This is a genomic window from Noviherbaspirillum sp. FW303-A3 (assembly GCF_058788695.1).
The window spans coordinates 604,098-631,040 of sequence record NZ_JBYTAZ010000001.1 but is presented as its reverse complement, the minus strand read 5'-3'; the positions used below and the strand labels follow the sequence as shown (position 1 = coordinate 631,040).

Below are 26,943 nucleotides of genomic sequence, written 5' to 3'. Positions count from 1 at the left end.
CGAATACGGTTGACTTGAAACAAGGTTTTTATTGGTTGTTAAAACGATAGTGAATCTCGCAACGTATGAAATGAAACTGCGGGAATTGGGCTGCTGGCATTTCTGAAGACTCCCGCACCTCGCGGCCCATACATCGTCCCGGTTTGATGGTCGATGATTGGCGGAGAGGCATCGTTTCTGCAAGGAGCGCCGCCGCCTAATTGCAGCCGGACTCTTTGGCGTAGCCATGTTGGTGCGGCGGCAGCCGCGAAGGTCTCGAACTGCTACGGTCTATGGAGGCAATTCAAGTCGGTCAAATCCGGGCTAAAGCCGCCCGCACGTGGACGGTTGGTTATGCACTACAGGACTGGGCACGACTTGAACGGCTTTCTTCTCGCGCGCCGGCCTCGTGGTACTATACCGGGGTATAGTATTTTGATTCTCAAGGCAAAGATGGGACACACTGTTCGAGATAAGGGCAAGTTGCTCAATCGCGTGCGCAGGATCAAGGGCCAAGTTGACGCAATAGAGCGTGCGCTCGAAGGTGAACAAGGCTGTGCAGAAGTCATGCAATTGATCGCCGCAACGCGTGGCGCAATGAACGGATTGATGGCGGAAATCATCGAAGGCCACGTTCGGGACCATGTCGCGAGCCCGGACATCAGCAGCGCCGCGGCCCGAGAGGAAGGTGCTGACAAGCTGGTCGAGGTCCTTCGCACCTACCTGCGCTAATCAAGTCAAGGAATTTTCATGTCACTTCATCACGCCCACGAGGATCGCTCCGCCTGGATGCATGATCACGTCTTTGACGAAGGCAATCAATCGGCTCAACGCGGCACGCGTGTAGTCATGTGGATTACCGCAGCGATGATGATTGTCGAGATTGCCGCCGGATGGTGGTTTAACTCGATGGCACTGCTTGCCGACGGCTGGCATATGAGTTCTCACGCGCTGGCCATCGGACTTTCGGCATTTGCCTATGCTGCAGCACGTCGGTATGCCCGTGACCCGCGTTTTGCCTTCGGCACCTGGAAGATTGAAGTGTTGGCGGGCTTTACAAGCGCCGTACTGCTGATGGCTATCGCGGCGCTGATGATCTTCGGTTCGGTAGAGCGTTTTTTCGCGCCGGAGCCGATCCACTATCAGGAGGCGATTCTCGTTGCGGTTACCGGACTTGTTGTCAATGTTGTTTGCGCATTCATTCTCGGAGGAGCACACCATCGCCACGGGCATGACCAGCCTCACCATGAGGTTCATGACCATCACCACAGCCATGAACATCATCACGACTTGAATCTCAAGTCGGCCTATGTCCATGTAGTCGCCGACGCTGCGACCTCTGTTCTGGCCATCGTCGCCTTGTTTGGTGGATGGCTTTACGGCTGGTCCTGGCTTGACCCAGCGATGGGACTTGTAGGAGCAGTGTTGGTTGGGGTATGGGCGAAAAACCTTATTCGTGACACTGGAAAGGTATTGCTGGACCGGGAAATGGACCATCCGGTGGTCGAGGAAATCCGGGAAGCAATCGAATCAACTGAAGAGAATAAGCGCACGAGGATCACAGACTTGCATGTGTGGCGAGTCGGAAAGCAGCATTTTTCCTGCGCCGTCTCCGTTGTCACATCGGACCCATCGCTAACTGCGGCCGACTTGCGCAGCAAGATTGGCGTCCATGAGGAGATTGTCCATACTACGATTGAGGTGGTTCACGCGCACTGAGGCGATTGCTACCGCAGCCTGCTCTTGGCCGCCAAGCGTCCAATAACAAGAGGGCAGAATGCGATCCTTGCCGAGTTACGGCCGTCAGTGCCTTCATATTGCTGGTGCACGACTGGCCGCAGGACGCCGTCGCTCAGGCGGTGCCGTATGGCGTCTATGATGTCGGCGCCAACCGCGGCTACGTCTGCGTGAGTGACTGCTTTGACATACCGCGCTTTGCCGTTGATGCCATTGGCCACTGGTGGTGCGACGGAGACTGCCGGCGCTATCGCCAGGCGCAGCGGTTATTGATCTTGGCGGATGCGGGCGGGTTCAACAGTTGCCGTTCGCGGGTATGGAAGGCGCAGTTGCAGGAGCAATTGTGCGATCGATGCGGTCTGGACGTGACAGTATGCCATTACCCGACGGGCTGTTCGAAATGGAATCCGATCGAGCATCGGCTGTTCAGTCAGATCAGTCTGAATTGGGCTGGTGTGCCGCTGCGTTCGTTCGAAACCGTGACGCGCTATATCGAAGGCACTGAAACGGCCACTGGACTGCGCGTGAAGGCGGTGCTCAAACGCGGCGGCAATGAGCTTGGCGAGCGGGTTTCGGATGAGGAGATGCAGCACCTGCGCATCCAGCCGCACGCCATCCGTCCAGCGTGCAATTACACGCTGCATCCGCACGAGGACTGCGCGACAAATCACCAGCTTATTTCGTGACAAATCCTAAGCCGGACGATGTCCAAGTGCGATGACACCCGCCCCGACGAGAGCAAGGCCGACACCAACATAATCATTCCAGGTCGGACTGACTCCGTCGACAATCCATAGCCATCCAAGCGCCGTGGCAATGTAGATCGCACCGTAGGTCGCATATACCCGTCCGCTCGCTGTGGGATGGAGCGTTAGCAACCAAACGAAGATAATCAAGCTGCACGCTGCCGGAATCAGGAGCCACGCAGCGCCTTTTCCAGTCATCCAGAGAAGTGGCAGATAACACCCGACCAGTTCGGCAATCGCGGTTACAACAAATAATGCAAAGGCGCGGGGCAAATCGGACCAGTCCATTCTCAGTCCTGTTTCAACTCAGTTGCGAGATTTTCTCGTGTGCACGATCAGTTCGTTCAGGAGGCGATACGGCGGCAGTAGCAGTAGACAAACTTCTGAACCGTGCCAAACGGGGTGTGATGCTCTTCGCGTTCGTGCTTGAGCAACGTGAATGGTGTACCGAACTCGGCGTGAAGTTCAGGCGCCGAATAGCGCCGAACCGGCAGGCCACTGCACTGAAGCGGGCCGTCTTCTGCAAACGTGGCGACGATGACGTGGCCACCCGGCTTCACCGAACGCAGCACGGTCTGCACGTAGGCTTTGCGATCCTCCTCCGAAGTCAGGAAGTGGAATACAGCGCGGTCGTGCCACACATCGTAAGCATGCACCGGAAGGTTGGCGGAAGTGATATTTGCCTCAAGCCATGTCACGTTCCAGGCTTGATCGCCAAGGCGAGCTTGGGCGGCCGCAAGTGCTGCGTGGGAAATATCGAGTACCGTGAGCGAACTATAGCCTTTGCTAAGCAGGTCGTCGACGAGTGTCGAGGCGCCGCCACCGACATCGATGATCGACGCATTCAATGGGACGCCGGTTCCGCCAATCAGTTCCAGCGACCGATCCGCGTGCTCCTGGTACCAGCTCACGCCGTCAGTCGGCTTCGTGGAATACACTGTTTCCCAATGATCTTTCTGCTGCATGCATCCCCTCCGGAAGAAAGCTGTGGCTCGATCGTATTTTGAAAAAGATTATGCCACTGATATTCCTTGGTGCCGGCGACAGCATTCCTCTATCTCACTCCCTTATCCGCCTTTTGACGTTTTCTCCAGTTCTTCCCGAACAAGCTTCAGCAGTTCCTGATCGCCAAACGAAGGCAGGGGACGGCCATTGACAAAGAACTCAGGCGTCTTCTTCACATTCAGCGTCTGCAGGTCCGCCATATCCTGCTGGACTATACGGGCAATTTCTGGAGACTGCATATCGGTCTTCAGCCGTTCCACATCGAGGCCAAGAGGTGCGAGGTACTGCCAGACGAGCTCAACTCGTGCGGTATGGTGCTCAGTCCAGCCTGATTGCGCAGCGAATAGCGCTTCCAAGGCTTGCCAATACTTGCCTTGCTTGCGGGTCGCCTCGAGCACCTTGACTACGTCTTCCGACCCCTTATGGAATGGTGCGTACCGCACCGAGAGGCGGATCTTTCCCGGGTGGGAGGCCATGATGTCCTTGACGAACGGGTAAAACGCGGCACAGCCTTCGCACGCTGGATCCAGGAACTCAACGATATGGACCGGTGCTTCCGCGTTCCCGGTGGTGGGCGAGTGGAAGCGGACAAGGGCCTCCCGATTTTGAGTGACGACTTGCGTTGCCTGTTCTGTTTGATTGCCGCGGTACAGCTGCGTAGCAGCGCCGAACGCCACTGCCAAAATCACGATGGCCGCGATAAAAATGGTCTTCTGTTTCATTTCCGGGTCTTCAAATAGGTAGTAATCAGCAAGGCATTTATCACAGAAAAGGCCGCGACGGAGAGTAGCGGGATCGTCACAAACCCCAACCATTCCACCTCTACCTGTGAACACGGAACACCTTGCTGGCAAGGTGTCATGGTTTCCGGGATAACGCCTTCAATAAGCAGCAGGTGATATGCCGCGACGAGCCAGCCCGCGATCGACAGTGGAAGTGCATAGCGCACCCCCTTCACGTCCAGAGGAAAAAGCCCGACGGCGAGCACAAAGGCCAACGGGAACATGAATATCCGCTGGTACCAGCACAGTACACACGGTGCGAATCCCATGACCTCGCCAAGGAACAACGCGCCGAGCGATGAACTTGCGGCGACGAGCCAGGCCACGAATACCACCGCCCAAATGTTCTCGTGTGTGCCTCTACCGCTATTGAGACGGCCAAATGCGGGTCTGCCTGTTTCAATCTTGTTCATTGTCGTGATTCCCATGTTGGCCGGGTAACCGTTATATACAGTTACTCGCAGCCGAGCGTCGCCGGCAGCGAGCATCCGTGAGACGACACGTGATCAATACTGCCCTCTCTGGCGGTATTCAGCTAATTTGACAAGCAAGAAGCTGAAGGAAGTGGGCTATGTGGCGAGATGACAGTCGCAGCAATAGCCGGTGTGCCCGCACTGACAGCGGTTAATGATAGTTTGCAAAAACCTTAGTCAGCTTTTACTGGCGGCGAGTTTGTAGAAGTTCCTTGTTCGGCCGAAGCGGTAATAGCATGGTGGGCCACCTTGGCGACATAAGTTCTTGGAGGCGTATGATCGAGGCGGTAAATTTAGGGTTTCGGAAAAACTATTTGCTGCAACGGGTATTTGCCGCCCGAAATTTACGAGTCGATACGTTACTTATTTTGCGTCACGCGGGCTGTATGTGCCTATGTAATGCACGTTCGGCTCGGTGCTCTTTTCTCCCAGTTATACGGACAGTGCTAAAGGAGACGGGGAGGGCAGTACTAGCTATTCCAGAACGCTCCGACAATGCCGGAAATGGCAACCAGTACACCTAGTCCGCTCGCGACAATTCCATAGGTGGTGATCTCGATAAACAGGAGCACAGCACCGAGGAGCGCCGCTCCAATCCCGATGCAGACCATCACCAAGTACTCACTGTATTCCATCAATTTGACCCGATAGTTTCAACGGCTGGAATTAAACACTAAATAGTGGCAAATTAACTCCCATACTCATGGGAAATTACTGCAAATCCGAGGACACACTTACGATCAAGCGAATCGACGTATCTCTTGCCTGGCTAGCTCCCTGTAGTTAGTCTCCAGAGAAACGACTACTACCGCATCTTTTTGCTGCCACGACTTTTTGCAACCTTCTGGTTTCGGCGCTCTGGCGGCAACTGCTTCGCCTTTGCCCGCATCCGATACAGCAAGAGGCCAATAAAGACGGCGGCGATCAACCATAGCACCAGGATCAGGTTCATGAGTTCCGGGGGAACCCAGCGTCCGTTAAAGTTCATCACCGCCGTCCTTGCGTACTGCACGTGTTCGTCGGCCACGCCTTCGCAGTGGCCTTGCTGTCTACTGAATCCCTACCTTGCGCTGCTCAGCTCGGATGAATGCGGTAATGTGCGCAACATCATCGGGGGTGACCGCTGGCACCGGAGCCATGTCACCGAATTGCCAGTGATGGGCGCGCACCCCGCGTGCCGCCGCAAGCTGGAAGGCGACGTCGCCGTGGTGGGACGGCTCGTAGACCTTGTGCAGCATCGGAGGCCCCTTGTCGCCGCCTTTCAGATCGGCACCATGGCACGACGCGCAATGCGTGGCGAACAGTCCTTTTCCTCTACCGGGGTTGGGCATCAAGCCTTCGCTCGGCTTCGGAATTTTCATGGATTGGGCCTGCGCAGCGGCGCCAATGGACAGCATCAGAAATGCCGCCGTTGCTGCGAAGGTATGCACCCTTACTCGTTTCATGTCAGGTTTCCTTAAGGGTTTCACTATTCTCAGTGCTGGTGAATGTGCGCGCTGCTTCCGCGTGCGGGTACGCTTCCCTTCGTCGCTTCGCATCCTGTTAACGAGACGGCGACGACGGTAAGCGCAATTGCGGCGATGGCTTTCAACGTCCACATACAAGTCTCCAGATGAAGTTGAAAAGCAGTGGCGTTCAGGTCCTCGTCATGACTCGCGCCCCTTGTTCAGTCGCCATTGCTTGACCAGCGCGTACAAAGCTGGAATCACGCCGAGCGTAAGAACCGTCGACGAGATCATGCCGCCGACCATCGGCGCGGCAATGCGGCTCATTACCTCGGACCCGGTGCCGGTGCTCCACATGATTGGCAGCAGGCCGGCCATGATCGCGACCACGGTCATCATCTTTGGACGGACCCGCTCGACCGCCCCTTCCATCACTGCCTCATACAGGTCGGCTGCGGTTGGCTGTCGACCTTCGCTGCGGGTCTTTCTCTTCACGTCTTCCCATGCATGGTCGAGGTAAATCAGCATCACCACGCCAGTCTCCGCGGCCACGCCGGCAAGTGCGATAAAGCCGACCGCCACGGCGACCGACATGTTGTAGCCGAGCAGCCACATCAGCCAGACACCGCCGACGAGGGCAAACGGTACCGACAGCATCACGATCAGTGTCTCGGTCAGCCGCTTGAAATTCAGGTACAGCAGCAGGAAGATGATCAGCAGCGTCACTGGAACGACGACCTTCATCTTCTCGATCGCGCGTTCCATCGCCTCGAACTGACCGCTCCAGGTTGCGTAGTAGCCCGGGGGGAACTTGGCCTGCTCGTTGACTGCCTTACGCGCATCGGCTACGTAGCCACCAATGTCCCGGTCGCGGATGTCGACATAGATGTAGGCCGACAGCAGAGCGTTCTCGGTACGAATGCCCGGTGTGCCCTTGGCAATCTCGATGCGGGCCAATTGGCCGAGCGGGATCATTGGGCCGTCCATGGTTGGTACCAGCACTTCGCGCGCGATCAGTTGCGGGTCGCTGCGCATCTCGCGCGGATAGCGTACGGTCACTGCAAAGCGCTCCCGGCCTTCCACTGTCGTCGTTGCCATTTCGGCACCAAGCGCGGTGGCGATCACATCCTGCACCTCGCCGACAGTCAGGCCGTAGCGCGCGAGCTGCGCGCGGTCCGGTTCGATGTTGAGGTAGAAGCCGCCGGTAATCCGCTCGGCGAAGGCCGACGTCGTTCCCGGGACGGTCTTGACCACTGCCTCGATCTGTTTGGCCAGCTTTTCCATCTCGTCCAGGTCCTTGCCGAACACCTTGATGCCAATCGGTGTGCGAATGCCGGTCGACAGCATGTCAATGCGCGCCTTGATCGGCATGGTCCAGGCGTTGGAGACGCCGGGGAACTGAAGCGCCTTGTCCATTTCGGCAATCAGCGCATCCATCGTCAGGCCGGCCCGCCATTCGGATTCCGGCTTCAGGTTGATGACAGTCTCGAACATCTCGGTCGGCGCCGGATCGGTGGCGGTGTTGGCACGTCCTGCCTTGCCGTAGACCGATGCGACTTCCGGGAACGACTTGATGATCTTGTTCTGCGTCTGCACCAGTTCAGCCGCCTTGGTCATCGTCATGCCCGGCAGGCTGGACGGCATGTAGAGCAGGGTACCTTCGTTCAACGTCGGCATGAACTCGCTGCCGATCCGGGAGGCTGGATAGATGGTGACAGCAAGGACCACCAGCGAAAGGAAGACCGTGGTCTTCTTCCAGCGCATCACGCCCTTGATGATCGGGCGGTAGATCCAGATCAGGAAGCGGTTCACCGGGTTTTTCGCTTCGGGCATGATCTTGCCGCGGATGAACAGCATCATCAGCACCGGCACCAGCGTGATCGACAGGATCGCCGCGCCGGCCATCGCGAAGGTCTTGGTGTATGCCAGCGGCGAGAACAGGCGGCCTTCCTGCGATTCCAGCGTGAACACGGGGAGGAATGACACTGTGATAATCAGCAGCGAGAAGAACAGCGACGGGCCGACTTCCTTGCAGGCAGCAAGCATCGCGTCGACGCGCGATTCACCTTCCTTCAGCCGTTCGAGATGCTTGTGTGCATTCTCGATCATTACAATCGCCGCATCGACCATGGCACCGATGGCGATCGCAATGCCGCCCAGGCTCATCAGGTTCGAATTCATCCCCAGCACGCGCATCGCGATGAAGGCCATCAGCACGCCGACCGGCAGCATCAAAATCGCCACCAGCGCGCTGCGCACATGCAGCAGGAACACGATGCAGACCAGGGCGACAATGATGCTTTCCTCGATCAGCGTATGCTTCAGCGTGTCGATCGCGCGATGGATCAGCTCGGAGCGGTCGTACACCGCTTCAATGCTGACGCCTTCCGGCAGGCCAGCGCTGATTTCGGTGATCTTGGTCTTGACGTTGTGGATGACCTCAAGTGCGTTCTGGCCGTAGCGCGACATCGCAATGCCGGAAACAACTTCGCCTTCGCCGTTCAACTCGGTCATGCCGCGCCGCTCGTCGGGGGCCAGCTCAACGCGAGCGATATCGCGCACCAGCACTGGCGTGCCGCGTTCGGATTTCACTACCAGGCCTTCCAGGTCAGCCTTGCCGCGCAGATAACCTTTGCCACGCACCATGTACTCGGTCTCGGCCATCTCGACCACGCGGCCGCCGACGTCCCGGTTCGACTCGCGGATCACTTGCGCCACCTTCATCAGCGGAATGCCGTACGCGCGCAGCTTGACCGGGTCGACGGTGACTTGGTAGGTCTGCACGAAGCCGCCCACCGACGCCACTTCGGCCACACCGGGTGCTTTGGCCAGCTGGTAGCGCAGATACCAGTCCTGCAGCGTACGTAGTTCGGCCAGCGTCTTGTCCTTGGCCAGCACCACGTACTGGTAGACCCAACCCACGCCGGTCGCGTCCGGACCGATCTGCGGGGTGACGCCCTTGGGCATGCGTCCCGCGGCAAAATTCAAGTATTCCAGGACGCGCGAGCGCGCCCAGTAGATGTCGGTGCCATCTTCGAAAATGACGTAGACGAAGGACGCGCCGAAGAAGGAAAAGCCGCGCACCACCTTGGACTTCGGCACCGACAGCATGGCCGACGTGAGCGGATAGGTCACCTGGTCTTCAACCACCTGTGGCGCTTGCCCCGGATACTCGGTATAGACGATGACTTGCACGTCCGACAGATCGGGCAGCGCATCAATCGGGGTCTTGATCACCGCATAGACGCCGGCGACCGTGACGAAGAGCGTGGCCAGCAGGACCAGGAAGACGTTCCTGCCGGACCATTCAATGAACTTGTTCAGCATGATGGCTTCCTGTTAACGATGGCCGGCGTGCGGATCAGCAACCGGAGCGGGCGCCTTCCTGACTGTCGCTGGAGCCGGCTGGAATCCGGTGATCACCCACTCCCCCGGTTGGCGCTCGACGAACTCAAAGGTCACCGGGTCACCCGGCTTCATGTTTTTGAGCAATGCGTTGTTGGCGACCTTGAACTCCATGGTCATTGCCGGCCATTTGAGGCTGGCGACTGGACCATGGTTGACGCTGACCGTGCCCGATTTCGCATCGATCTCATCGATCGTGCCTTCCGCCTTGTGGCCCGCGCCAGTCGATTTTGCAGCGCCAGCATCCTGACCAGACGGCTGCGCGCCGTGCCCGGCGTGGCCGCCGAAGCCGCCGACAGCCGCCTTGAGGTTGCTTTCCGCATCGATCAGGAAGTTGGCTGCAACGACTACGTCCTCGCCATCCTGGACACCCTCCAGCACCTCGACGTAGTTGTCACTACGCGCACCCAGCTTGACTTCGCGCGGCTCGAACCGGCCTTCCTTGAGCTGCACCAGCACGATGCGGCGCGTGCCGCTATCGATCACCGCCGACAACGGTACCGTGACTGCTGTGCTGCGCGGGGCCGCCGCCAGTTCGACATTGGCAAACATGCCCGGCTTGAGCAGCTGGCCCGGATTGGCAAGTTCGACGCGAACCTGTGCGGTGCGCGTGTCGGCATTCAGGGTTGGGTACACATACGTGACGTTGCCGTCGAATTCCTTGTCTACGTACGCGTTGATCCGGACTTTGGCTTTAGTGCCCGGCTTGACCAGGCTGATATCCTGCTCAAATACATCGGCAAACACCCAGACCGTGGAAAGATCGGAAATCTGGTACAGCATTTCGCCCGGCATGAAGCGCATGCCCTGGATGGCTTTCTTTTCGGTCACGATACCCGATACCGGCGAGCGGAAGGTCATCGTGCGTTTCGCGTCACCGGACTTCGTCAGTGCCTTGATCTGTTCGTCGGAGATATCCCAGTTCCGCAGACGAAGCAGGCTGGAATCGGCCAATTGCTTCATTCCCGACTGCACATCGCCATCGGCTCCCTTGAGCGACTGCAATCCTTGTGCGGCGATCGCGTATTCCCGTTGCGCCGAGACCAGTTCAGGGCTATAGACTTCGAACAGCGGCTGTCCCTTGCCGACCAGCTGTCCGGTTGCGTTCACATGCAGACGCTCGACATAGCCTTCGAATTTCGGCGAAATGACGAACACGCGCCGCTCATCCGGTTCGATACGGCCGGCCGCGCGCACGACCTTGTCGATTGCCCGCTGCGCCGCTTTCTCGGTACGCACGCCGAGCTTTTGCACCTTCTCGGTACTGATCTTGATCTGGTTGCCGGAAGACGCATCGGCCTCTTCCTCGCCTTCATAGACCGCTATGTAATCCATGCCCATCGGGTCCTTTTTCGGCACCGGTGAGGTATCGGGCAGTCCCATCGGGTTGCGGTAGTACAGCAGCTTGCGCTCTTTTTTCACCGTGCCTTCGGCTTGTCCGGCTGCGGGCACGCTTGCGGTAACCCCGCCAGCCGTTTTTTGCGAACCGACCAGGTAGCCGCCGCCAGCGGCGACGACGGCCGCGACGACGGCCACGATCGCAATGTTTGCGGACTGTTTCATAGTTCTTCTCCTAAAAGTCGTTCGATTTCCGCCAGGCGGGTCTGGGCGTCAGCCTGCGCCTTGATCTGGCCTTGTCTTGCCTGGCGAATCTGGCGCTGGGCATCGAGCAAGGTCGCGAAATCAACCTTGCCGTTTTCATAGCTGGCCAGGGCTGCCTTGTAGGTCAGCTCCGCCTGGGGCAGCAAGCTGCTGGTGATGATGGATTCGGTGCGACGGGCGGCTTCCAGGGCGGAAAGGCTCTCGGCCAGTTCCGATAACACCTCATTGGCGGTGGCCTCCTTGCGCGCGCGCGCGGTGGACAGCATCGCTTCGGACTCACGCTCCATCGCGCGGCGCGACGATTGCTGGATCGGAATGTTCATCTCGAACATGACTTCCCATTCCTTCACCGATTTGCCGCTCTGCATAGGCGCAAAGCCGACAGCGAAATCCGGATAGCGGTTCTTGTACGTCAGGTCCCGGCTTTTTTCCGCGGCGCGCACGCGTGCGTCGTCGGACGACAGCCGTGGGTTGCGGCCGCGCACGCGATCGGCAAGGGCGGCGTACTCGAGGTGTGCAGGGGGCGGCAACTGGCGCAGGCGTTCCGGATCGGCCAAGGGCGCGTTGGGCGGACGGGCGATCAACATGTTCAGCCGCGCATGCAGCATGCGCTTTTCGTTGTCGAGCATCACGAGCTCGTTTTTCATATTGGTCAGCTCGACCTGGGCGCGGATGGCGTCCGATTGTGCGGCCAGGCCGCCGGCATAGCGAACCTGGGTGACGCGCTCCAGGCGTGTCATCAGGTCCAGGATTTCCTTGGTCAGGCGCTCGTTTTCGTGGATGTAATAGAGCTGCGCGTAGCCGGCCTTGATACGTGAGGCAAGATCGGCCCACATCGCGTACGCCTTGCCCTTGGCCCCTTCGGCCTCCAGCGTGGCGACCTCGCGTTGCAGGTCGCGCTTTCCGAACCAGGGCAGTTCTTGCATGATCTGGTACTTCGCCTGGCCAACCCGGCTGGGCGACAAGGTGGGATTCTGTTCACCCATCTTCGTGATGTCTTCGAGTTCGACCCGGAGTTTCGGGTCGGGCAGGGCGCCGGCCGATGCCGACCGCTCGCCTGCCGCTTCGGCTTCATAACGCATGGACGCATACTCGGGATTCCGTTCTCGGGCGAATTCGAGAAGGCTTTCGACCGAGGCGCCGATTTTTTGGTCATCGAGAGCGTTCGCCAAAGGCGCACCCAGCGTTAGCGCGACCGCCAGAGCGCAGGCACGTAATGTGAATTGCATTGCTGTCTCCGAAGAGAAAATGAAGTATCGGAATTGCTTACCGCAGAGGCGCGCGACGCTGACCTACGGATCTACGCAACGATTGCGAAGGCGTAACGGCATGCCGGCGCGCACCGGCGGGAGCGCGGTTCAGGCAACAGGCGTGGGGTCAAATCCGGAAGCAGCAGTTCCGAATCGACAGGGGAGGGGAAGAAGTGCGGGTCAGCCAGAAGCTGGCGGCTTGTGCGTGGATGGGACGGTAGGCAACATCCGCGTTGCCCACTTCGGGGACCAGGATGATCGCAACCGATGGCGTCAGGTTCGGCGGCTGCGGCCGGTCCCCCGACTGATTGTCTCCCTGGCAGTGCGTGCGGCACAGCGACGACTGCATGTCATCCATGTCCTCGCAATCCGAAGCGTTATGGTGCTCGCTCATGGCTTGCATCATGGCCAGCGGTGGCTGTCCCTGCCCATCAGCGACGCTTGGGCAGACATAGGCCGCGACGGCGAGCTGGCTGAAAAGCACGCTCACCATCACAAGCAAGGCTGCAATAAAGCGAAGATGTTTAGGCAGTTTCATTACGCGTTTAGGGTTTGCGGCGCCAGTGCGTTGAGATGCACCCATAGTGACGCTTTTATTCTACGCAATCAAGGCACGCATTTTTATTGACTCAGATCAATCGAATCAAGATCGGTCCCTGAGTGACAGACGTAATGATAAACAGTTGCAGGCCGAAGTTCCGTAGATTACAGACATGTAATCTTGACGACGGTGGTCCGCAAGGATGCTTTCAAAGGGGGAAGCCCGGCGTGAAGACTAAGGGGCTGCACGCCGGACTGACTACGAACGTCAGAAGTTAATGTTGTTGTTTGCGGTCTGCGTCGGATTTACGGTAGACGTGATGCCACTGGCGAAAGCGACGTTGTTCCCGTTATTGTTCTCGACGTTCTGCACCTGGCCGATGGATTGGGCCGCGTTGAATTTGAAGTCGCCGTAGGGCAGGCCGACTTGGGGCTTACCGTAGGATGGCGAGCAGTATGCCGGCATGTAGCTGGACGGCGGTGTGTAGCAGGTGCCGCCGCGGACAGCGGACATTGCTACGGCGTCCAGTTCGGTTTCGGCGGAAAGGTCTTTGATCAGTAGTGCGGTCATGATGGATCTCCTGAAGTGGAATGTGCAGTTCGACGGATGCCGGTTTTGGGCCCTTGTCGATTTTGGTGTTACACGGTTGGGACGCCTCCGAGTGCCGGAACGCCGACGAACGCGGCATTGTTGCCGTTGTTGTTGACCACGCTCTGGCTCTGGCCAATGAATTGGGAAGGATTCAAGGCAACGTCGGTTTGCGGCAAGCCCAGAAAGGGCATCCAGAAGGCCGGCATGCCTTTGAACATGCCGCCGTGGACTGCCGACATGGCAGCGCCGTCGAGGTCCTTGGCATGGGATAGATCGATGATCGTTAATGTAGTCATGGTGTGTTCCTGAAAAGTCGGTTGGTTGGATGAGCGGTTTGTCGGGCTCGCCAGATCTACAGCAGGGACCGTACCAGTATCGAGACGGATTGAGCGACAAGTCGCTAACTACTTGAAAAACAAGGAAAATACGCGCGGGTGGCGGAGCGTGCCAGTCGCGAAGTGAAGGCCGCTGCCGCTGAAGTGACGGCACCCACCCCACACCTAGATGCATGGTGTTGTCATGGCCGCGACAGAGGCCGTAGATCAGGTAGCACCTCTGCATGTACAGAGCGACTACCGCATCGTTCTATATAACGCGCCTGTAATTTCTCTGTCACGTTTCTGTCGGGCAGCCCATCCTAGACTGCAAGCATGGATCAGCGATGTCGCGATCCGATTGCAACGACGCTCAGTCACTCATCAAGGGGTACATCATGAAAGCACGCAAACTTATTCTTCTGGCCGCAACGACTATGGTGGCCATGTCTGCAACGATCGCTTCAGCAAACGACAAATGGTTGGGAGATCGTGGCGACAATTGGCAAGAGCACATCAAGTCGACCAAGACACGGGCCGAAGTGATCGCGGAGTTGAACGAGGCACGCGCGCAAGGCTTGATCCGGGGGGGCGCGGAGCACGATTATCCGCACCAGCCGGTGGCGAAAAGCACACGTACGCGTGACGAAGTGCGCGCCGAGATGATCGACGCCGCGAAAAATGGCACACGGACGGTGGATTACACCAGCGGTCGATAACGCAAATACACTGGCGGCGCAGCGACGAACCGCTGTGCCGCCAAGCGCTATTCACTGGCGCCCGTGGAGACTGCAGGAATTCTTGATTGAATTGAATGAGGCGCGGTCCAGTTGCCGTCCTGAACGCGATTCGGCGGCAAGCGCAGCTCGAAGCACGTCACGCTGTCCCGGGACTCGACACTGATCGATCCACCATGCAGCAAGAAGATTGACTTTGTGATGGCCAGTCCGAGCCCGGCGCCTTCGGCGGAGCCATGCCTTGAACTATCGGCACGGTAAAAGCGGTCGAACAACCGCGGGATATGCTCTTGTGCGATGGTATCTCCGCGGTTCGTAATGCGGATGGCAAGGGCGCCATCGTCCAAGCGTTTCAAGTTCACGACGACTTCGCCCTCCGCACTCGAATGTCGGATGGCATTTGACAAGACATTGCTGATCGCGCGACGCAGCAGCATCCGGTCACCGTGGACATGACCTTCGCCGCCCAGTACGAGCGCGAGGTTCTTGCCGTCGGCGAGCACTTCAAAAAAGGAAAACAGGTCGCGGACTTCCTGGCCAATGTCAACGGTTTCATTGAACGGTGCGACCAAGCCATGCTCCGACTTTGCTAGAAAGAGCATATCGGCGATCATCCTCGACAGGCGCGTGAACTCTTCCATGTTCGAATACAGGATCTCTCGGTATTCGTCCGCGCTTCGCTCCTTCGAAAGGATGACTTGCGTTTGCATCAGCATGTTGCTGACTGGCGTGCGCAGCTCATGTGCAAGATCCGAGGAATAGTCGGACAGTCGCTGGAACGACTCTTCCAGGCGCCCCAGCATCATGTTCAGGGTATGAACCAGCTCCTCCAGTTCGACGGGTACCGTATCTGCCCGCAGGCGCTGATCCAGGCGGTTTGCGGTTATCGCGGACGCGGCATGGTTGATTGCGCGTAGCGGCTCCAATCCCTTCCTGACCGCGAAGCGTCCCAGGATCCCGCTGACCACTGCCGCGAGAATGACGATGAGCCATAGTGCGAACTGAAAGTTCGAGATGAAATGCTCGTGATGCGAAATATCGAGCGCGATATCGACAATTGCCGGTGGCGCTTCGGAGAACCCAAGGGGGGCGGTCGCAGCCATCCGCAGATACGGCTTGTCGTCGTTACCCGATTGCCATACGGGCGTGGCGTCGTCACGCACCCGGGTCTGCATGAGCTGCTTGGCCGGGGAGTCCTCGCCGCTGACGGTAATCAATGTCGCCGCATCCGGCCACCGGATCACCAACGCCATGCCAGGGTGGCCAACCAGTGCAGCATTCAATTGCTGCGGCAACGTCTTCATGTCGGCTCTCGATCGGACTTTGGCGAGCGTATTGCGCGCAAGTTCAAGCTTTCCGGTCAATGCCTCAGTGTCGAGTTCGGCAAAATGGCGCTCGACAAGGGAGTTGACCACCAGTCCGAGTCCGAGCAACATCGCGGCCGATGTGAGGGCGAACAACAAGGTCAGTCGATTGGTCAGGGAGAGGCGTTTCATCGATCCCGCCCATCCGAATCCAGCACATACCCCATGCCGCGTACTGTGTGAATCAGTTTCACCGGGAAGTCGTCATCGACCTTCGCCCGCAGCCGGCGTACCGCGACTTCGATCACGTTGGTGTCGCTGTCGAAGTTCATATCCCAGACCTGGGACGCAATGAGGGAGCGGGGTAGCACTTCACCCTGGCGCCGTAGGAGCAGCTCAAGCAGCGAGTATTCCTTGGCCGTCAAGTCGATGCGCGTGCCACCGCGGGTAACCCGGCGTCGCAGAAGGTCCATTTCAAGGTTGGCCGCCTGCAGGATTTCCGGTCCCCGGCTCTTGCTTCCACGCCGTAACAGCGTCCGTACCCGGGCCAGCAGTTCGGAGAAAGCGAACGGTTTGACCAGGTAGTCGTCGGCGCCCATTTCGAGTCCCTTGACGCGGTCGTCTACGTGGTCGCGCGCGGTCAGGAATAACACGGGGATTTCCTTGCCGGCCCTGCGCATCGATTGCAGGATCTGCCAGCCATCCATTCCGGGCAACATGACATCCAGGATTGCCAGGTCGTATTCCCCGTTCAATCCCTGATGCAAGCCGTCAATCCCGTCGCGGACCAGGTCGACCACGAAACCGGCTTCATCGAGCCCCTGTTTCAGGTAGTCACCCATCTTGCGTTCGTCCTCGACAACCAGGATCTTCATTTTCTTTCCTCATGCGTGGCGGTCGAGTCAGGATTATCCGTGAGCCGCCTGCCGACGCCAACAACATTACAAAAATGTAATCGTTGCCAATTGAGATCGTGCGGACGCGGCTCTAACGCGATTCTGCATATGGACGCGCATCGCGCAATCAAGTGGCTGCCCATTAAACAAAGCAAGGGCGCCTGTACAGCGCGGCGCCCTTGACTGGGGTGTCCACTTGCAGGCAGACGTCGACGCGGAGGGGAGTGACGCTACCCGCTGTTAGTGACATCTATCCGAAGTGGAGCAAGGCCAATGCTGCTAGTTTGCGCCTCCCGCATACGTTCTGTCCGGGCTTATATACACCCTGACATTGCCGACATCCACGTCTTTCGGTGCAATATCGGACAGGTTGAAGACCGGAAGTCCAAACGTGTCAAAATTCCACGCGAAGGCCTTGCCTTTCGCGACAAACTTTAATGTCTGCCCCTGCTCAATGTTGAGATAGCGTGTTCCCGGTTGCAGTTCGATGGTCTGTTGCGATCCCGAAACAGGGACCGGGTTGCCTAGCGGCGCAGCCTGATTTGCTGCCAGTGTGGACGCGCTGGCAGATGTAAGGAGTGCAGCCAGCATTAAGGCGTGGAGTCGTGGTGTCAAGTTCATGATTCAATCCTGATTGAAGTAATTACAGTTACTAGGGATGCGTGGTCTACGGCGCCGCCTTTTCACGGGGCGCGCCGAGTGAGCAATCTATTCAGGCGCGCGGAACCTGGTGCGCATTGCCTGCAGCCGCGCGTAGGCGCGGAGCGAGTCAGTGTGGGAGCAATGCGGGGTCGCGACGTCCGGCACAGATGCCAGTTGGATCAGACGCGGTGTGCCCATTTCGGGCGTTCAGGCGGAGGCAAGGGAGAATCCGGGAGAAACGCTAACGGGGTCGCGAACTGTGGGCTCGCGCTATTGGGAACGTGAGTAGATAACTCGGCGGGGGCAATCAACGATGTGCCGACTTGGCACATTCCGCAGTCGGCATGCGCTGCCTTGGGCAGGGATGTTTTATCGGAACCCGGCCCATCCCCTTCCAGATGTTGATGCAGGTGATGGCCGAAATGACGGGCCGACTGGTCAATTTCGTGCCGGCAGTACGTTCCCACTGCCGCCCATGAGAGCTGCAGCGATATCAGTACCAGCAAGAAGAATGCGAAGACTCTGCGCATGTGCGGAATTCTAGCAGCTTCGATGCCGCGTTGCGTCGGCGGGGCGACGTTCAATGATGTGCGCGGCAAAAAAATTGCGCACGGTAGCAGTATCGATCACTTGATCCCGGTCTAGGTGAGATGAAGTCCCCGCAGGTCCGACCAGACGTACCGCACCCAGCAAATGGTGAGTGTTTCGATTGCGTCGAACAACCGGATATCATGCGGACGGCCGGCATCATCACGCATGACGACAATGGCGCGCGAGTCTTGCGCCGTGCGCGGTGGAAAAGCAAAGGCGACGGTTGGCGCCTTTGCTGCAGGGTTGGGGGCGATTAGAAGCGGTGCTGGACGCCGAGCGCAACACCGGTCTGGCTGGTGCCGAAGCCGGCATCGTCACGCGACAAGCTGACCAGCCGGTCGTTCTTGCCGCGTACATGGCCAGTGGTCGCGTACAGGAAGGTACGCTTGGATAATGCGTACTTGGCTTGCAGCACGAGCATGGTCGGATCGGCGTCGGTGCCGCTGGGGACATTTTTGATGTTCTGGTGGTACAGTGCCGCCGTCAATGTCACGGTCGGTGTCGCACTATAGTTCACGCCGCCCCAGTACAGGTCGCTGCGCAAATCGGCTGCGCCGGAGGCGAGCGATCGCTTGTAGTTGCGGTAGCCGCCTTTCAGATTGATGCTTTTCGACAGTTCATACGCGGCACCGAGATGCACGGTATCCGTCTTGTCATAGGCGCCACCGGCGACAATCGTACCGTTCGCGCGGTCAACGACGGCCGCGACGCTGAAGGGGCCGGTCGCGTAGCCGGCACCCAGTACCAGGCGCGCACTGTCGGTCGTGCTCCCGGCGGCTTCGCCGAAACCATAGCTGGCACCCAGCTTGACGCCGTTGAACGTGCCCTGGTACTTGATCAGGTTCGACACGCCGGTCAGCATGCCATCCCTGCGGCCGCCGGTGGCGTTGCTCGAGGTCGCCCATGAGTACAGCGGCGCATAGCCCATCGGGTCGAACGGCAACAGGAAATCGTAGGTCGTGCTGTAGGAGCGGCCGGCAATCACGCGGCCGAAGCCGCCTTCCAGTCCGACGTTTGCCTGGCGGCCGAACAGCGCGCCGTCCGACGCACCGGTGTCGAGCAGGATGCCGCCTTCCAGCTGAAACAGCGCCTTCAGCCCGCCGCCCAGATCTTCGGTGCCGCGAAAGCCGATGCGCGAGGTGTTGGTGCCTCCGGAGCTTTGTCGGAGCAGGCTGTCGCCGGCCGCATTGGCATCGCTGACATATTCAACGCCCGCGTCGAGCAAGCCGTACACCGTGACGTTCGATTGCGCGTGCGCGGCGGTGGCGGCCATGGCCGACAGCGCGAGCGTAAAGGCGGTTTTTTTCATGTAATCCTCCAACTGATTTTGTTTGATGATGGCGGCAGTGACGCGCGTGACGCCGCGCCGCGGTTCGAGCGAAAATGGCGTGCATGGTCGCTGCCCGAAGCTTGACGGATGGAGGCTGTCAGTTAGCTTTCAGTGACAGACAGCTGAGCGGCGCAGTCTGCGTCTTGTTGTTAATTTGCAACGCGGAGAGCAGTGTCGCGTTGGCCACGGTGTACACGGCGCACGACGTATGGATGGAAGGATCAGTCGCATTTTCCGAGCAAGCCGGGCCGGCGATGCTCGATCACGTATGCTCAACTGTAAAGGGGCGCACTGATGCTGCCCGACGCGGACCTGCCGTCAATGACAACCGCCGCCGTGGGTGCCGAGCTTGGCCGCGGCGGCGGGTTCCCCATGTGCCAATCCTTGCAGGATCCCGCAGTCCTTCGCCGCCTGCGCTGTCTGGCACTGGTTGCGCAGTTCAGTCAGTTGCCGTTGCAGTGCCGTCAATTCTTCGATACGGTGCGCCACGTGCTCGATATGTTTGTCGAGCAGCATGTTGACCTCGCCGCAATTCGTTTCCGGTGCATCGCGGAAGCTGAGCAGGCTGCGGATTTCGTCCAGCGTCATGTCCAGCGAACGGCAGTGACGGATGAATTGCAGACGCTCCACATGTGTATCGTTGTATAAGCGAAAGTTACCTTCGGACCGCGCCGGCGTGGGCAACAAGCCCTGTTGCTCGTAATAGCGAATTGTCTCAACCAGGCAAGAAGTTTTTTTTGCCAAGTCGCCGATTTTCAATGGCGATGTCGTCATATTTCCTTAATTGCAATCAAATCCAGGCCTTGACTCTATAGTTGCTATAGGGTGTGTAATACGCATTATAGAAATCCTGACCGGAGTTCGCCATGAGCAATTGTTCTAACCTGGCGTGCGGCTGCAGCAGCCAACCGACGGCCGTCGCCAAGGCTGTGCCGGCCGTCGATGTGCTGACACTGAGAATCGACAAGATGAATTGCCCAACCGAAGAGGCGCTGATCCGGAACAAGCTCGGCGGGATGGCCGGCATCGACCAGTTAAGTTTTAACCTGATGCAACGACGTTTGGTCGTGCAGCACCGACTGCCCGATCCGACACCGATCATGGCCGCGATCGAGGCGCTGGACCTGGCGCCGGTGGTCGAAGGGCGCACCGCAGAAGCGTCCGCGCAGCGCGCAGTGTTCCGCATTGAGAACATGGATTGCCCGACCGAGGAAGCGCTGATTCGCAACAAGCTCGCCGCGCTGCCCGGGATCACTGGGCTGGAATTCAATCTGATGCAGCGAAAACTCGCGGTCAACCACAGTTTCGATGACGCGGCGCCGATCTTGGCGGCCTTACAGGCGATCGGGATGAATGCGGTACCGGACGCGTTGCCCGGGGGCGCCAAGCAAGAAACGGTTGCGCCTGGTGTGTCGCGCAAGCAGTGGTGGCTGATGGGCGCTGCCGGCGTGGCTTCGCTGGCGGCGGAAGCGCTCGCGTTCGCCACCGGCGATGACGCGTCGCTGCCGGTCGTTGCGCTGGCGCTGATCGCAATTGGGACAAGCGGTCTAGACACCTACCGCAAAGGCTGGATCGCGCTCAAGAACCGCAACCTCAATATCAATGCGCTGATGTCGATTGCGGTGACCGGTGCGGTATTGATCGGGCAGTGGCCGGAAGCGGCGATGGTGATGTTCCTGTTTGCGCTGGCCGAGCTGATCGAAGTGCTGTCACTGGACCGTGCCCGCAATGCGATTCGCGGCTTGATGGCGATGGCGCCGGACAAGGCCACCGTGCGACAGGCGGACGGTAGCTGGCGCGAGGTCGACGCCAAGCAGGTGGCAGTCGGCAGCGTGGTGCGTGTGCGGCCGGGCGAGCGCATCCCGCTCGATGGCGTGCTGGTGGCCGGCCAGTCGGCGGTGAACCAGGCACCAATTACCGGCGAAAGCATCCCGGTGGCCAAGGCGGTGGGCGATAACGTGTTCGCCGGCACCATCAATGAAAGCGGATCGTTTGAATTCCGCGTGAGTGCGGAAGCGACGCAGTCGACCATTGCGCGCATCATCCACGCCGTCGAGGAAGCGCAGGGCAGCCGGGCACCGACGCAGCGCTTCGTGGACCAGTTTGCGAAGGTCTATACGCCGGCCGTATTCGCGGTTGCGCTGCTCGTGGCCGTCGTGCCACCCGTGGTGTTCGGCCAGCCGTGGTCGGACTGGGTCTATAAGGCACTGGTGTTGCTGGTAATCGCCTGCCCGTGCGCACTGGTGATTTCGACGCCGGTCACCATCGTCAGCGGGTTGGCGGCTGCGGCACGGCGCGGCATCCTGATCAAGGGCGGCGCTTACCTGGAACAGGGCCGCCTGCTGAAGGCGCTGGCACTGGACAAGACCGGCACCATCACGCAGGGCAGGCCGGTGGTGACGGACGTCATTCCGCTGCGGTCCGCCGGCACCGAACCCTTGGCGCTGGCAGCGAGCCTGGCCGGACGCTCCGACCATCCGGTGTCCGGGGCCATCACTGCTCACTGGAACGAGCAGCAGTCCACAGCGCGTATCGTCGAGGTCGCCGATTTTGAAGCGATTACGGGACGCGGTGTCAAGGGGCGCATCGACGGTCGCTGGTTCTACCTGGGCAACCACCGTCTGGTGGAAGAACTGGGTATCTGCAATGCAAAAACAGAAGCGGTGCTGTTCCGGCTGGAAGGAGAGGGCAAGACCGCGGTGGTGCTGTGTGACGACGTGTCGCCGATCGCCGTTGTCGGCGTTGCCGATACCGTGCGCGAGACCAGCCGGCAGGCGATTGCGGACTTGCACGCGCTCGGCGTGCGCACCGTGATGCTCACCGGTGACAACCAGAAAACCGCGTCCGTCATTGCGCAGAATGTCGGCATCGATGATGCACGCGGCAACCTGCTCCCGGAGGACAAGCTGGCGGCGATCGAAGCCGAACTGGCCGCACACGGCACCGTCGGCATGGTCGGCGACGGTATCAATGACGCGCCGGCGCTGGCCAAGTCGAGTATCGGCTTGGCGATGGGGGCGGCGGGTACCGACACCGCAATCGAAACCGCCGACGTCGCGCTGATGGACGACGACCTGCGCAAGATTCCGCAATTCATTCGCTTGAGCCGCCGGACGGCGACCATCCTCCAGCAGAACATTGCGCTGGCGCTTGGCATCAAGGGCGTGTTTTTCGTGCTGGCGTTCATGGGCAAGGCAAGCCTGTGGATGGCGGTGTTCGCCGACATGGGCGCGAGCCTGATCGTGGTCGCCAACGGCCTGCGCTTGTTGAAAGCCGGTGCCACAAGCGCAAGCGATGCCGGCGCCGCTGCGGCACCGGCGGTGCAGGGGGCGCCGGCACGGCGCTGACAGGACGACGGCCGGTCGGCGAGGTGTTGTCATTTTGCTCAACGACTCAGAGCGGTACGTCCTTGACGCGATGGCGGCGACAGCGCTTTCAGCGGGAGTCAACGCCCAGCAATTCATATCGACGAGATAAATGCGGCAAGCAACCCAACATGGAAAAATACCTAGAACCCACACCGTTAATGGACTATGAAGTGCCGGCGATCCGCACGCTGCTGGCGGCGCGCGGCTGGGATGCGATGCCGTCGGAATTTGAAAAAATACGTGCTGCCTATGACTTCGTGCGCAATGAGATCCGGTTCGGCTATAACGCGTTGGATGACCTGCCGGCGTCGCGCGTACTGGTCGATGGTTACGGGCAATGCAATACCAAGACGACTTTACTGATGGCGCTGCTGCGGGCACTCGGGATTCCGTGCCGCTTCCACGGAGCGACCATCGACAAGGAATTGCAGCGCGGCGCGGTCACCGGTCTCTGGTTTACGCTGGCACCTGCCGAAATCCTGCACAGCTGGGCCGAGATCTGGTTCAACGGGAAATGGGTCAAGCTGGAAGGGGTGATTCTGGACAATGACTACCTCGGTGTTGTCCAGCAAGCAGCATCCAGGTCGTCGGTGCCGGTGACCGGATTCACGGGTTACGCCATCGCAACGAGAAACATTGCGCAGCCCGACGTTGAATGGAAAGGCTGCGATACCGCGATCCAGCAGGAAGGCCTTGCGCGAGATCTTGGCATCTATGATTCGCCGGACGAATTTTACGCCGCGGACGGCGTCAACATGACGCCGCTAAAACGGTGGCTTTTTTCAAAGTTTATTCGTCACCGGCTCAATGCACGCGTGGAACAAATTCGCAGAGGTGAAGTAACTTTTGATCAGGGAACAGGGTGCGCCGCAAAAAACGCGCGCGTTCAATGATATGATTCCGCCCGTGAAACGACTCTTGCTCATCTTCCTGCTTGCATTGCTGCCGCTCCAGTTCTCCTGGGCTGCGGCCGCTGCGTATTGTCAGCACGAGGGCGAGAACACGGCACAGCATTTCGGCCATCACTCGCATCAGCATGACGCGCAACCCGATTCGCCGGACGACGCTGATCCGACCGCCAAAGTCCATGCAGACTGCGCGTACTGCCATTTGGCGTGCCAGGCATCGTTCCTGACCACGGCGCCCGACATCGTTGTGCCGCATGGCTCGACCTATGCCGAGCTGCCCGCTCGACCCTATTCCTCCCATATCCCCGACGGCCTGCAGCGGCCCGACTGGTGCATCGTCGCATAGCACGACGAGACGCTCGCGCCTTTTTTGTAATCCTATAATTTCTGACGTCGTCTCGTCGAATTCTTTTCCATTCATCAGGAGAATTCGATGTACCGTTTGTTATTGTCGCTGAGTCTGGCGACAGTCATCGTACCCGCGGCCGCGCAAACCGCTGCCGCGCCCGGACACACGGCCTTGCCGGCCGCGTCCGGCCAGCCTACCCGCATGATCGAAGGCACCGGAGCACTCTCGCTGTCAGCGGCACTGCGCATGGCGCTCGATACCAATGCCGAGTTATCTGCCGCCAGGCACGAACTGCAAGCAGTCGAAGCAACCGTCCTGCAAGCCGGCGTCTTGCCGAATCCTGCGCTGGAAATGTCGGTGGAAGACCGCCGCCGCGAGGCGCGCGAAACGACGTTCGTGCTCAACCAGCCGATCGAGCTGGGCGGCAAGCGCGGTGCCCGTATAACTGCGGCGGAGCGCGGCAAGGATGCCGCCGTTGCCGAATTCCAGGCCAAGCGTGCGGAGGTACGCGGCGCCGTCATCACCGCATTCTTTGATGTACTTGCTGCCCAGGAGCGCCTGCGTTTGGCGGAAGAATCGGCTCAGCTCGCGCAACGCGGGACCGACGTCGCAGCCCGCCGCGTGACTGCCGGCAAGGTCTCGCCGGTAGAAGAAACCAGGGCGCGGGTCGCTGAATCAAGCGTGAGACTGGAACTGAGTCAGGCCAAGGTGGAACTGGCAACTGCACGCAAACGACTGGCGTCAACCTGGGGCAACCCGGTTCCGCAGTTCGAGCGCGCCGACGGCCGGCTCGATGCATTGCCCGAATTGCCAGACCTGAAGGATCTGACAGGACGGGCGGCGTCAGCCCCGGCGATGCTGCGAGCCCGTTCCGAACTGGACCGCCGCCACGCGTTGGCACAGCTTGAAAGCAGCCGCCGTATTCCCGACCTGACCGTTAGCTTAGGCGTCAAGCGCTCCGAAGAGCTGGGCCGCAACCAGGCGATTGTCGGTGTCTCCATTCCCCTGCCACTGTTCGATACCAACCGCGGCAATGTACTGGAAGCCCTGCGTCGCACCGACAAGGCGCGTGACGAGCTGTCGGCGACCGAGGTCCGACTGGACGGCGAGATCGCACAAGCCTACGAGCGTCTGAACATTGCGCGCCAGGAGGCCGAGGCCTTGCAAAAGGAAATCCTGCCTGGCGCGCAAAGCGCGTACGAAGCGGCGACCAAGGGTTTCGAGTACGGCAAATTCGGTTTCCTCGACGTGCTTGATGCACAACGCACCTTGCTCCAAGCGCAAGCCCAATACCTGCGCACTCTGTCCGAAGCGCACCGTGCCGCCGCTGACATCGACCGCATTCTCGGCGAACCTCTGCACGCCACAAAGCAATAAGAGTTACCCATGAAAATCAACCTGACCAAGAAACAAACCCTTTCCATCGCCACCATTGTCATCATTGGCGCGCTGCTGGGCTCCCTGATCCTGACTATGGACAACGCCAAGCCGGCAGGCGATGGCCACGGTGGCCACGGGGACTCCCATGCCGAAGCAGGTCATAGCGAAGACAAGCACGGCCACGATGAGCACGAAGGCCATGAAGATGAACATCAAGCGAAAGGCCCGCATGGCGGCAAGCTGTTTGCCGAGGAAGACTTTGGCTTGGAGATCCTGCTGGCCGAGGAAGGCGGTGAACCACGCTTCCACGTCTACCTGTTCAACAAGGACAAGCCCGTGCCACCCAATAGCGCCACGGTATCGGTGACATTGACCCGTCCGGACGGCGAGCAGCAGGAAATCGCGTTCAAGCCGGAAAAGGACTACCTGAAGAGCACCACGCCGGTCGCCGAGCCTCATGTTTTTGAGGCGACAGTAGCGGCACAGACGGCGAGCGAACCGTTCCTGTTCAGCTTTGCGGAACAGGAAGGCAAGATCGAGCTGGGTGACGCGCAGGTCAAAGCGGCCGGTGTAACGATCCAGACGGCCGGTGCTGCAAAGATCAAGAGCGCACTGACTCTGCCGGGTGAAATCCATTTCAACGAAGACCGCACCGCTCACGTCGTGCCGCGTCTCGCCGGCGTTGTCGAGAAGGTCCATGCGGATCTCGGGCAGAAAGTGAAAAAGGGGCAGGTACTGGCCGTGATCGCCAGCACCGACCTGTCGGAACAGCGCAGCGAGTTGTTGGCCGCGCAAAAGCGCCTCGCACTGGCAAAGACGACCTACGAACGCGAAAAGAAGCTCTGGCAAGACAAGATTTCGGCAGAACAGGACTACCTGCACGCGGAGCAAGCGATGCAGGAAGCCGAGATCTCGGTACGCAACGCACAGCAGAAGCTGACCGCCCTCGGCGCAAGTGCCGGTGGTTCTGGTGCGCTCAACAGCTACGAAATCCGGGCGCCGTTTGATGGCATTGTGGTGGAAAAGCACATCTCGCTCGGCGAAGCGGTGAAGGAAGACGCGAGCATCTTTACGATTTCCGACCTGTCCACCGTCTGGGCCGAACTTGCCGTGCCGCCGAAAGACCTAGGTTTGGTGCGCGTCGGCGAGAAAGTAACTGTGAGGGCTACCGCGTTCGATGCCAAGGCACCGGGAACAATCAGCTACGTCGGCTCGCTGCTCGGTGAGCAGACTCGGACCGCGAAGGCCCGCGTGACGCTGAACAATCCGCAGATGGCGTGGCGTCCCGGCCTGTTCGTCAATGTCGAGGTGGTATCGAACGAAGCCGACGTGCCGGTTGCCGTCTCCACCGAAGCGATCCACACCGTCAATGACAAGCCCACCGTATTCGTCCAGGTGCCAGGCGGCTTCCTCCCTACACCGGTGACGCTTGGCCGCAGCGACGGCAAGCTGGTCGAGGTGGTGAACGGCATGAAGGCAAGCAGCCGGTATGCAGGCCAGGGTAGTTTTGTCATCAAGTCGGAGCTGGGCAAGGCCAGCGCCGAACATACCCACTGATGCGAGAGGCA

28 protein-coding genes and 1 pseudogene are annotated in these 26,943 nt (G+C 59.5%); 10 read left to right on the top strand and 19 right to left on the bottom strand.

Annotated elements, in window-relative coordinates; all coding sequences use genetic code 11:
• Window positions 1-432: 432 nt before the first annotated feature.
• From AC3WOY_RS03040 to AC3WOY_RS03030, 3 genes are all read left to right on the top strand, one after another.
• Window positions 433-711 (top strand): metal/formaldehyde-sensitive transcriptional repressor, encoded by a 279-nt coding sequence (locus AC3WOY_RS03040; protein WP_492429165.1) that lies wholly within the window; start codon window positions 433-435, stop codon window positions 709-711.
• Window positions 712-729: 18 nt separating this feature from the next.
• Window positions 730-1,698, top strand: a complete 969-nt coding sequence (gene dmeF, locus AC3WOY_RS03035) for a CDF family Co(II)/Ni(II) efflux transporter DmeF (protein WP_492420896.1) — start codon at window positions 730-732, stop codon at window positions 1,696-1,698.
• A gap of 104 nt (window positions 1,699-1,802) precedes the next feature.
• The gene (locus tag AC3WOY_RS03030; RefSeq protein ID WP_492429163.1) at window positions 1,803-2,402 is read left to right on the top strand and encodes an ISAzo13 family transposase; all 600 of its coding nucleotides are present in this window, start codon (window positions 1,803-1,805) and stop codon (window positions 2,400-2,402) included.
• 6 nt (window positions 2,403-2,408) lie between these two features.
• Here AC3WOY_RS03030 and AC3WOY_RS03025 read toward each other — a convergent pair whose 3' ends face one another.
• The 4 genes from AC3WOY_RS03025 to AC3WOY_RS03010 all read right to left on the bottom strand — a co-directional run bounded on the left by AC3WOY_RS03025 (window position 2,409) and on the right by AC3WOY_RS03010 (window position 4,662).
• Window positions 2,409-2,750, bottom strand: coding sequence for a YnfA family protein (locus tag AC3WOY_RS03025; protein ID WP_492420895.1), 342 nt, complete (start codon window positions 2,748-2,750; stop codon window positions 2,409-2,411).
• A gap of 56 nt (window positions 2,751-2,806) precedes the next feature.
• A complete protein-coding gene (locus tag AC3WOY_RS03020; RefSeq protein ID WP_492420894.1) occupies window positions 2,807-3,427 on the bottom strand; it encodes a class I SAM-dependent methyltransferase in 621 nt (206 codons plus the stop codon).
• A gap of 102 nt (window positions 3,428-3,529) precedes the next feature.
• Entirely contained in the window at window positions 3,530-4,189 is a 660-nt protein-coding gene (locus tag AC3WOY_RS03015; protein WP_420473665.1) for a DsbA family protein, read from the bottom strand.
• A complete protein-coding gene (locus tag AC3WOY_RS03010; protein ID WP_492420893.1) occupies window positions 4,186-4,662 on the bottom strand; it encodes a disulfide bond formation protein B in 477 nt (158 codons plus the stop codon). Before AC3WOY_RS03010 ends, AC3WOY_RS03015 begins: the two co-directional genes overlap by 4 nt.
• Window positions 4,663-4,800: 138 nt before the next feature.
• Between AC3WOY_RS03010 and AC3WOY_RS03005 the strand changes: the two are divergent.
• Window positions 4,801-4,899 (top strand): annotated as a pseudogene (locus AC3WOY_RS03005) (hypothetical protein); the annotation flags it as partial.
• 293 nt (window positions 4,900-5,192) lie between these two features.
• Here the strand turns inward: AC3WOY_RS03005 and AC3WOY_RS03000 are convergent.
• The 10 genes from AC3WOY_RS03000 to AC3WOY_RS02955 form a co-directional block, all read right to left on the bottom strand.
• Window positions 5,193-5,357 carry a hypothetical protein gene (locus AC3WOY_RS03000; protein ID WP_492420892.1) on the bottom strand — a complete coding sequence of 55 codons (165 nt, stop codon included), beginning with the start codon at window positions 5,355-5,357 and terminating at the stop codon, window positions 5,193-5,195.
• Between the two features lie 170 nt (window positions 5,358-5,527).
• Window positions 5,528-5,749, bottom strand: a complete 222-nt coding sequence (locus tag AC3WOY_RS02995) for a hypothetical protein (protein WP_492420891.1) — start codon at window positions 5,747-5,749, stop codon at window positions 5,528-5,530.
• 22 nt (window positions 5,750-5,771) lie between these two features.
• Entirely contained in the window at window positions 5,772-6,167 is a 396-nt protein-coding gene (locus AC3WOY_RS02990; protein WP_492420890.1) for a c-type cytochrome, read from the bottom strand.
• 29 nt (window positions 6,168-6,196) lie between these two features.
• Window positions 6,197-6,322, bottom strand: a complete 126-nt coding sequence (locus AC3WOY_RS02985) for a hypothetical protein (protein ID WP_492420889.1) — start codon at window positions 6,320-6,322, stop codon at window positions 6,197-6,199.
• Between the two features lie 46 nt (window positions 6,323-6,368).
• Complete coding sequence (locus AC3WOY_RS02980) at window positions 6,369-9,494, bottom strand: efflux RND transporter permease subunit (protein WP_492420888.1); 3,126 nt, start codon at window positions 9,492-9,494, stop codon at window positions 6,369-6,371.
• Window positions 9,495-9,506: 12 nt separating this feature from the next.
• Window positions 9,507-11,135: an efflux RND transporter periplasmic adaptor subunit gene (locus AC3WOY_RS02975; protein ID WP_492420887.1), complete on the bottom strand. Its 1,629-nt coding sequence runs from the start codon at window positions 11,133-11,135 to the stop codon at window positions 9,507-9,509.
• Window positions 11,132-12,403 (bottom strand): TolC family protein, encoded by a 1,272-nt coding sequence (locus AC3WOY_RS02970; protein WP_492420886.1) that lies wholly within the window; start codon window positions 12,401-12,403, stop codon window positions 11,132-11,134. Before AC3WOY_RS02970 ends, AC3WOY_RS02975 begins: the two co-directional genes overlap by 4 nt.
• Window positions 12,404-12,551: 148 nt before the next feature.
• A complete protein-coding gene (locus AC3WOY_RS02965; protein WP_492420885.1) occupies window positions 12,552-12,962 on the bottom strand; it encodes a hypothetical protein in 411 nt (136 codons plus the stop codon).
• Window positions 12,963-13,232: 270 nt separating this feature from the next.
• On the bottom strand, window positions 13,233-13,535 hold the full coding sequence (locus AC3WOY_RS02960; RefSeq protein WP_492420884.1) for a hypothetical protein: 303 nt from the start codon (window positions 13,533-13,535) through the stop codon (window positions 13,233-13,235).
• Window positions 13,536-13,603: 68 nt separating this feature from the next.
• Window positions 13,604-13,852 carry a hypothetical protein gene (locus AC3WOY_RS02955; RefSeq protein ID WP_492420883.1) on the bottom strand — a complete coding sequence of 83 codons (249 nt, stop codon included), beginning with the start codon at window positions 13,850-13,852 and terminating at the stop codon, window positions 13,604-13,606.
• Between the two features lie 416 nt (window positions 13,853-14,268).
• Here AC3WOY_RS02955 and AC3WOY_RS02950 point away from each other — a divergent pair, with 416 nt between their 5' ends.
• A complete protein-coding gene (locus AC3WOY_RS02950; RefSeq protein WP_492420882.1) occupies window positions 14,269-14,589 on the top strand; it encodes a DUF4148 domain-containing protein in 321 nt (106 codons plus the stop codon).
• 47 nt (window positions 14,590-14,636) lie between these two features.
• Here AC3WOY_RS02950 and AC3WOY_RS02945 read toward each other — a convergent pair whose 3' ends face one another.
• From AC3WOY_RS02945 to cadR, 5 genes are all read right to left on the bottom strand, one after another.
• Entirely contained in the window at window positions 14,637-16,103 is a 1,467-nt protein-coding gene (locus tag AC3WOY_RS02945; protein ID WP_492420881.1) for a heavy metal sensor histidine kinase, read from the bottom strand.
• On the bottom strand, window positions 16,100-16,786 hold the full coding sequence (locus tag AC3WOY_RS02940; RefSeq protein WP_492420880.1) for a heavy metal response regulator transcription factor: 687 nt from the start codon (window positions 16,784-16,786) through the stop codon (window positions 16,100-16,102). Before AC3WOY_RS02940 ends, AC3WOY_RS02945 begins: the two co-directional genes overlap by 4 nt.
• 300 nt (window positions 16,787-17,086) lie before the next feature.
• The gene (locus AC3WOY_RS02935; protein ID WP_492420879.1) at window positions 17,087-17,428 is read right to left on the bottom strand and encodes a CzcE family metal-binding protein; all 342 of its coding nucleotides are present in this window, start codon (window positions 17,426-17,428) and stop codon (window positions 17,087-17,089) included.
• 865 nt (window positions 17,429-18,293) lie between these two features.
• On the bottom strand, window positions 18,294-19,349 hold the full coding sequence (locus AC3WOY_RS02930; RefSeq protein ID WP_492420878.1) for a porin: 1,056 nt from the start codon (window positions 19,347-19,349) through the stop codon (window positions 18,294-18,296).
• 339 nt (window positions 19,350-19,688) lie between these two features.
• Window positions 19,689-20,144, bottom strand: coding sequence for a Cd(II)/Pb(II)-responsive transcriptional regulator (gene cadR / locus AC3WOY_RS02925; protein WP_492420877.1), 456 nt, complete (start codon window positions 20,142-20,144; stop codon window positions 19,689-19,691).
• Window positions 20,145-20,236: 92 nt separating this feature from the next.
• Between cadR and AC3WOY_RS02920 the strand changes: the two genes are divergently transcribed.
• The 5 genes from AC3WOY_RS02920 (at window position 20,237) to AC3WOY_RS02900 (ending at window position 26,932) form a co-directional block, all read left to right on the top strand.
• Window positions 20,237-22,717 (top strand): heavy metal translocating P-type ATPase, encoded by a 2,481-nt coding sequence (locus tag AC3WOY_RS02920; protein ID WP_492420876.1) that lies wholly within the window; start codon window positions 20,237-20,239, stop codon window positions 22,715-22,717.
• Between the two features lie 149 nt (window positions 22,718-22,866).
• Window positions 22,867-23,631 carry a transglutaminase-like domain-containing protein gene (locus AC3WOY_RS02915; protein ID WP_492420875.1) on the top strand — a complete coding sequence of 255 codons (765 nt, stop codon included), beginning with the start codon at window positions 22,867-22,869 and terminating at the stop codon, window positions 23,629-23,631.
• A gap of 13 nt (window positions 23,632-23,644) precedes the next feature.
• The gene (gene czcI / locus AC3WOY_RS02910; RefSeq protein ID WP_492420874.1) at window positions 23,645-23,992 is read left to right on the top strand and encodes a cation efflux protein, CzcI family; all 348 of its coding nucleotides are present in this window, start codon (window positions 23,645-23,647) and stop codon (window positions 23,990-23,992) included.
• Window positions 23,993-24,079: 87 nt separating this feature from the next.
• The gene (locus AC3WOY_RS02905; protein ID WP_492420873.1) at window positions 24,080-25,372 is read left to right on the top strand and encodes a TolC family protein; all 1,293 of its coding nucleotides are present in this window, start codon (window positions 24,080-24,082) and stop codon (window positions 25,370-25,372) included.
• A gap of 9 nt (window positions 25,373-25,381) precedes the next feature.
• Entirely contained in the window at window positions 25,382-26,932 is a 1,551-nt protein-coding gene (locus tag AC3WOY_RS02900) for an efflux RND transporter periplasmic adaptor subunit (protein ID WP_492420872.1), read from the top strand.
• Window positions 26,933-26,943: the final 11 nt, after the last annotated feature.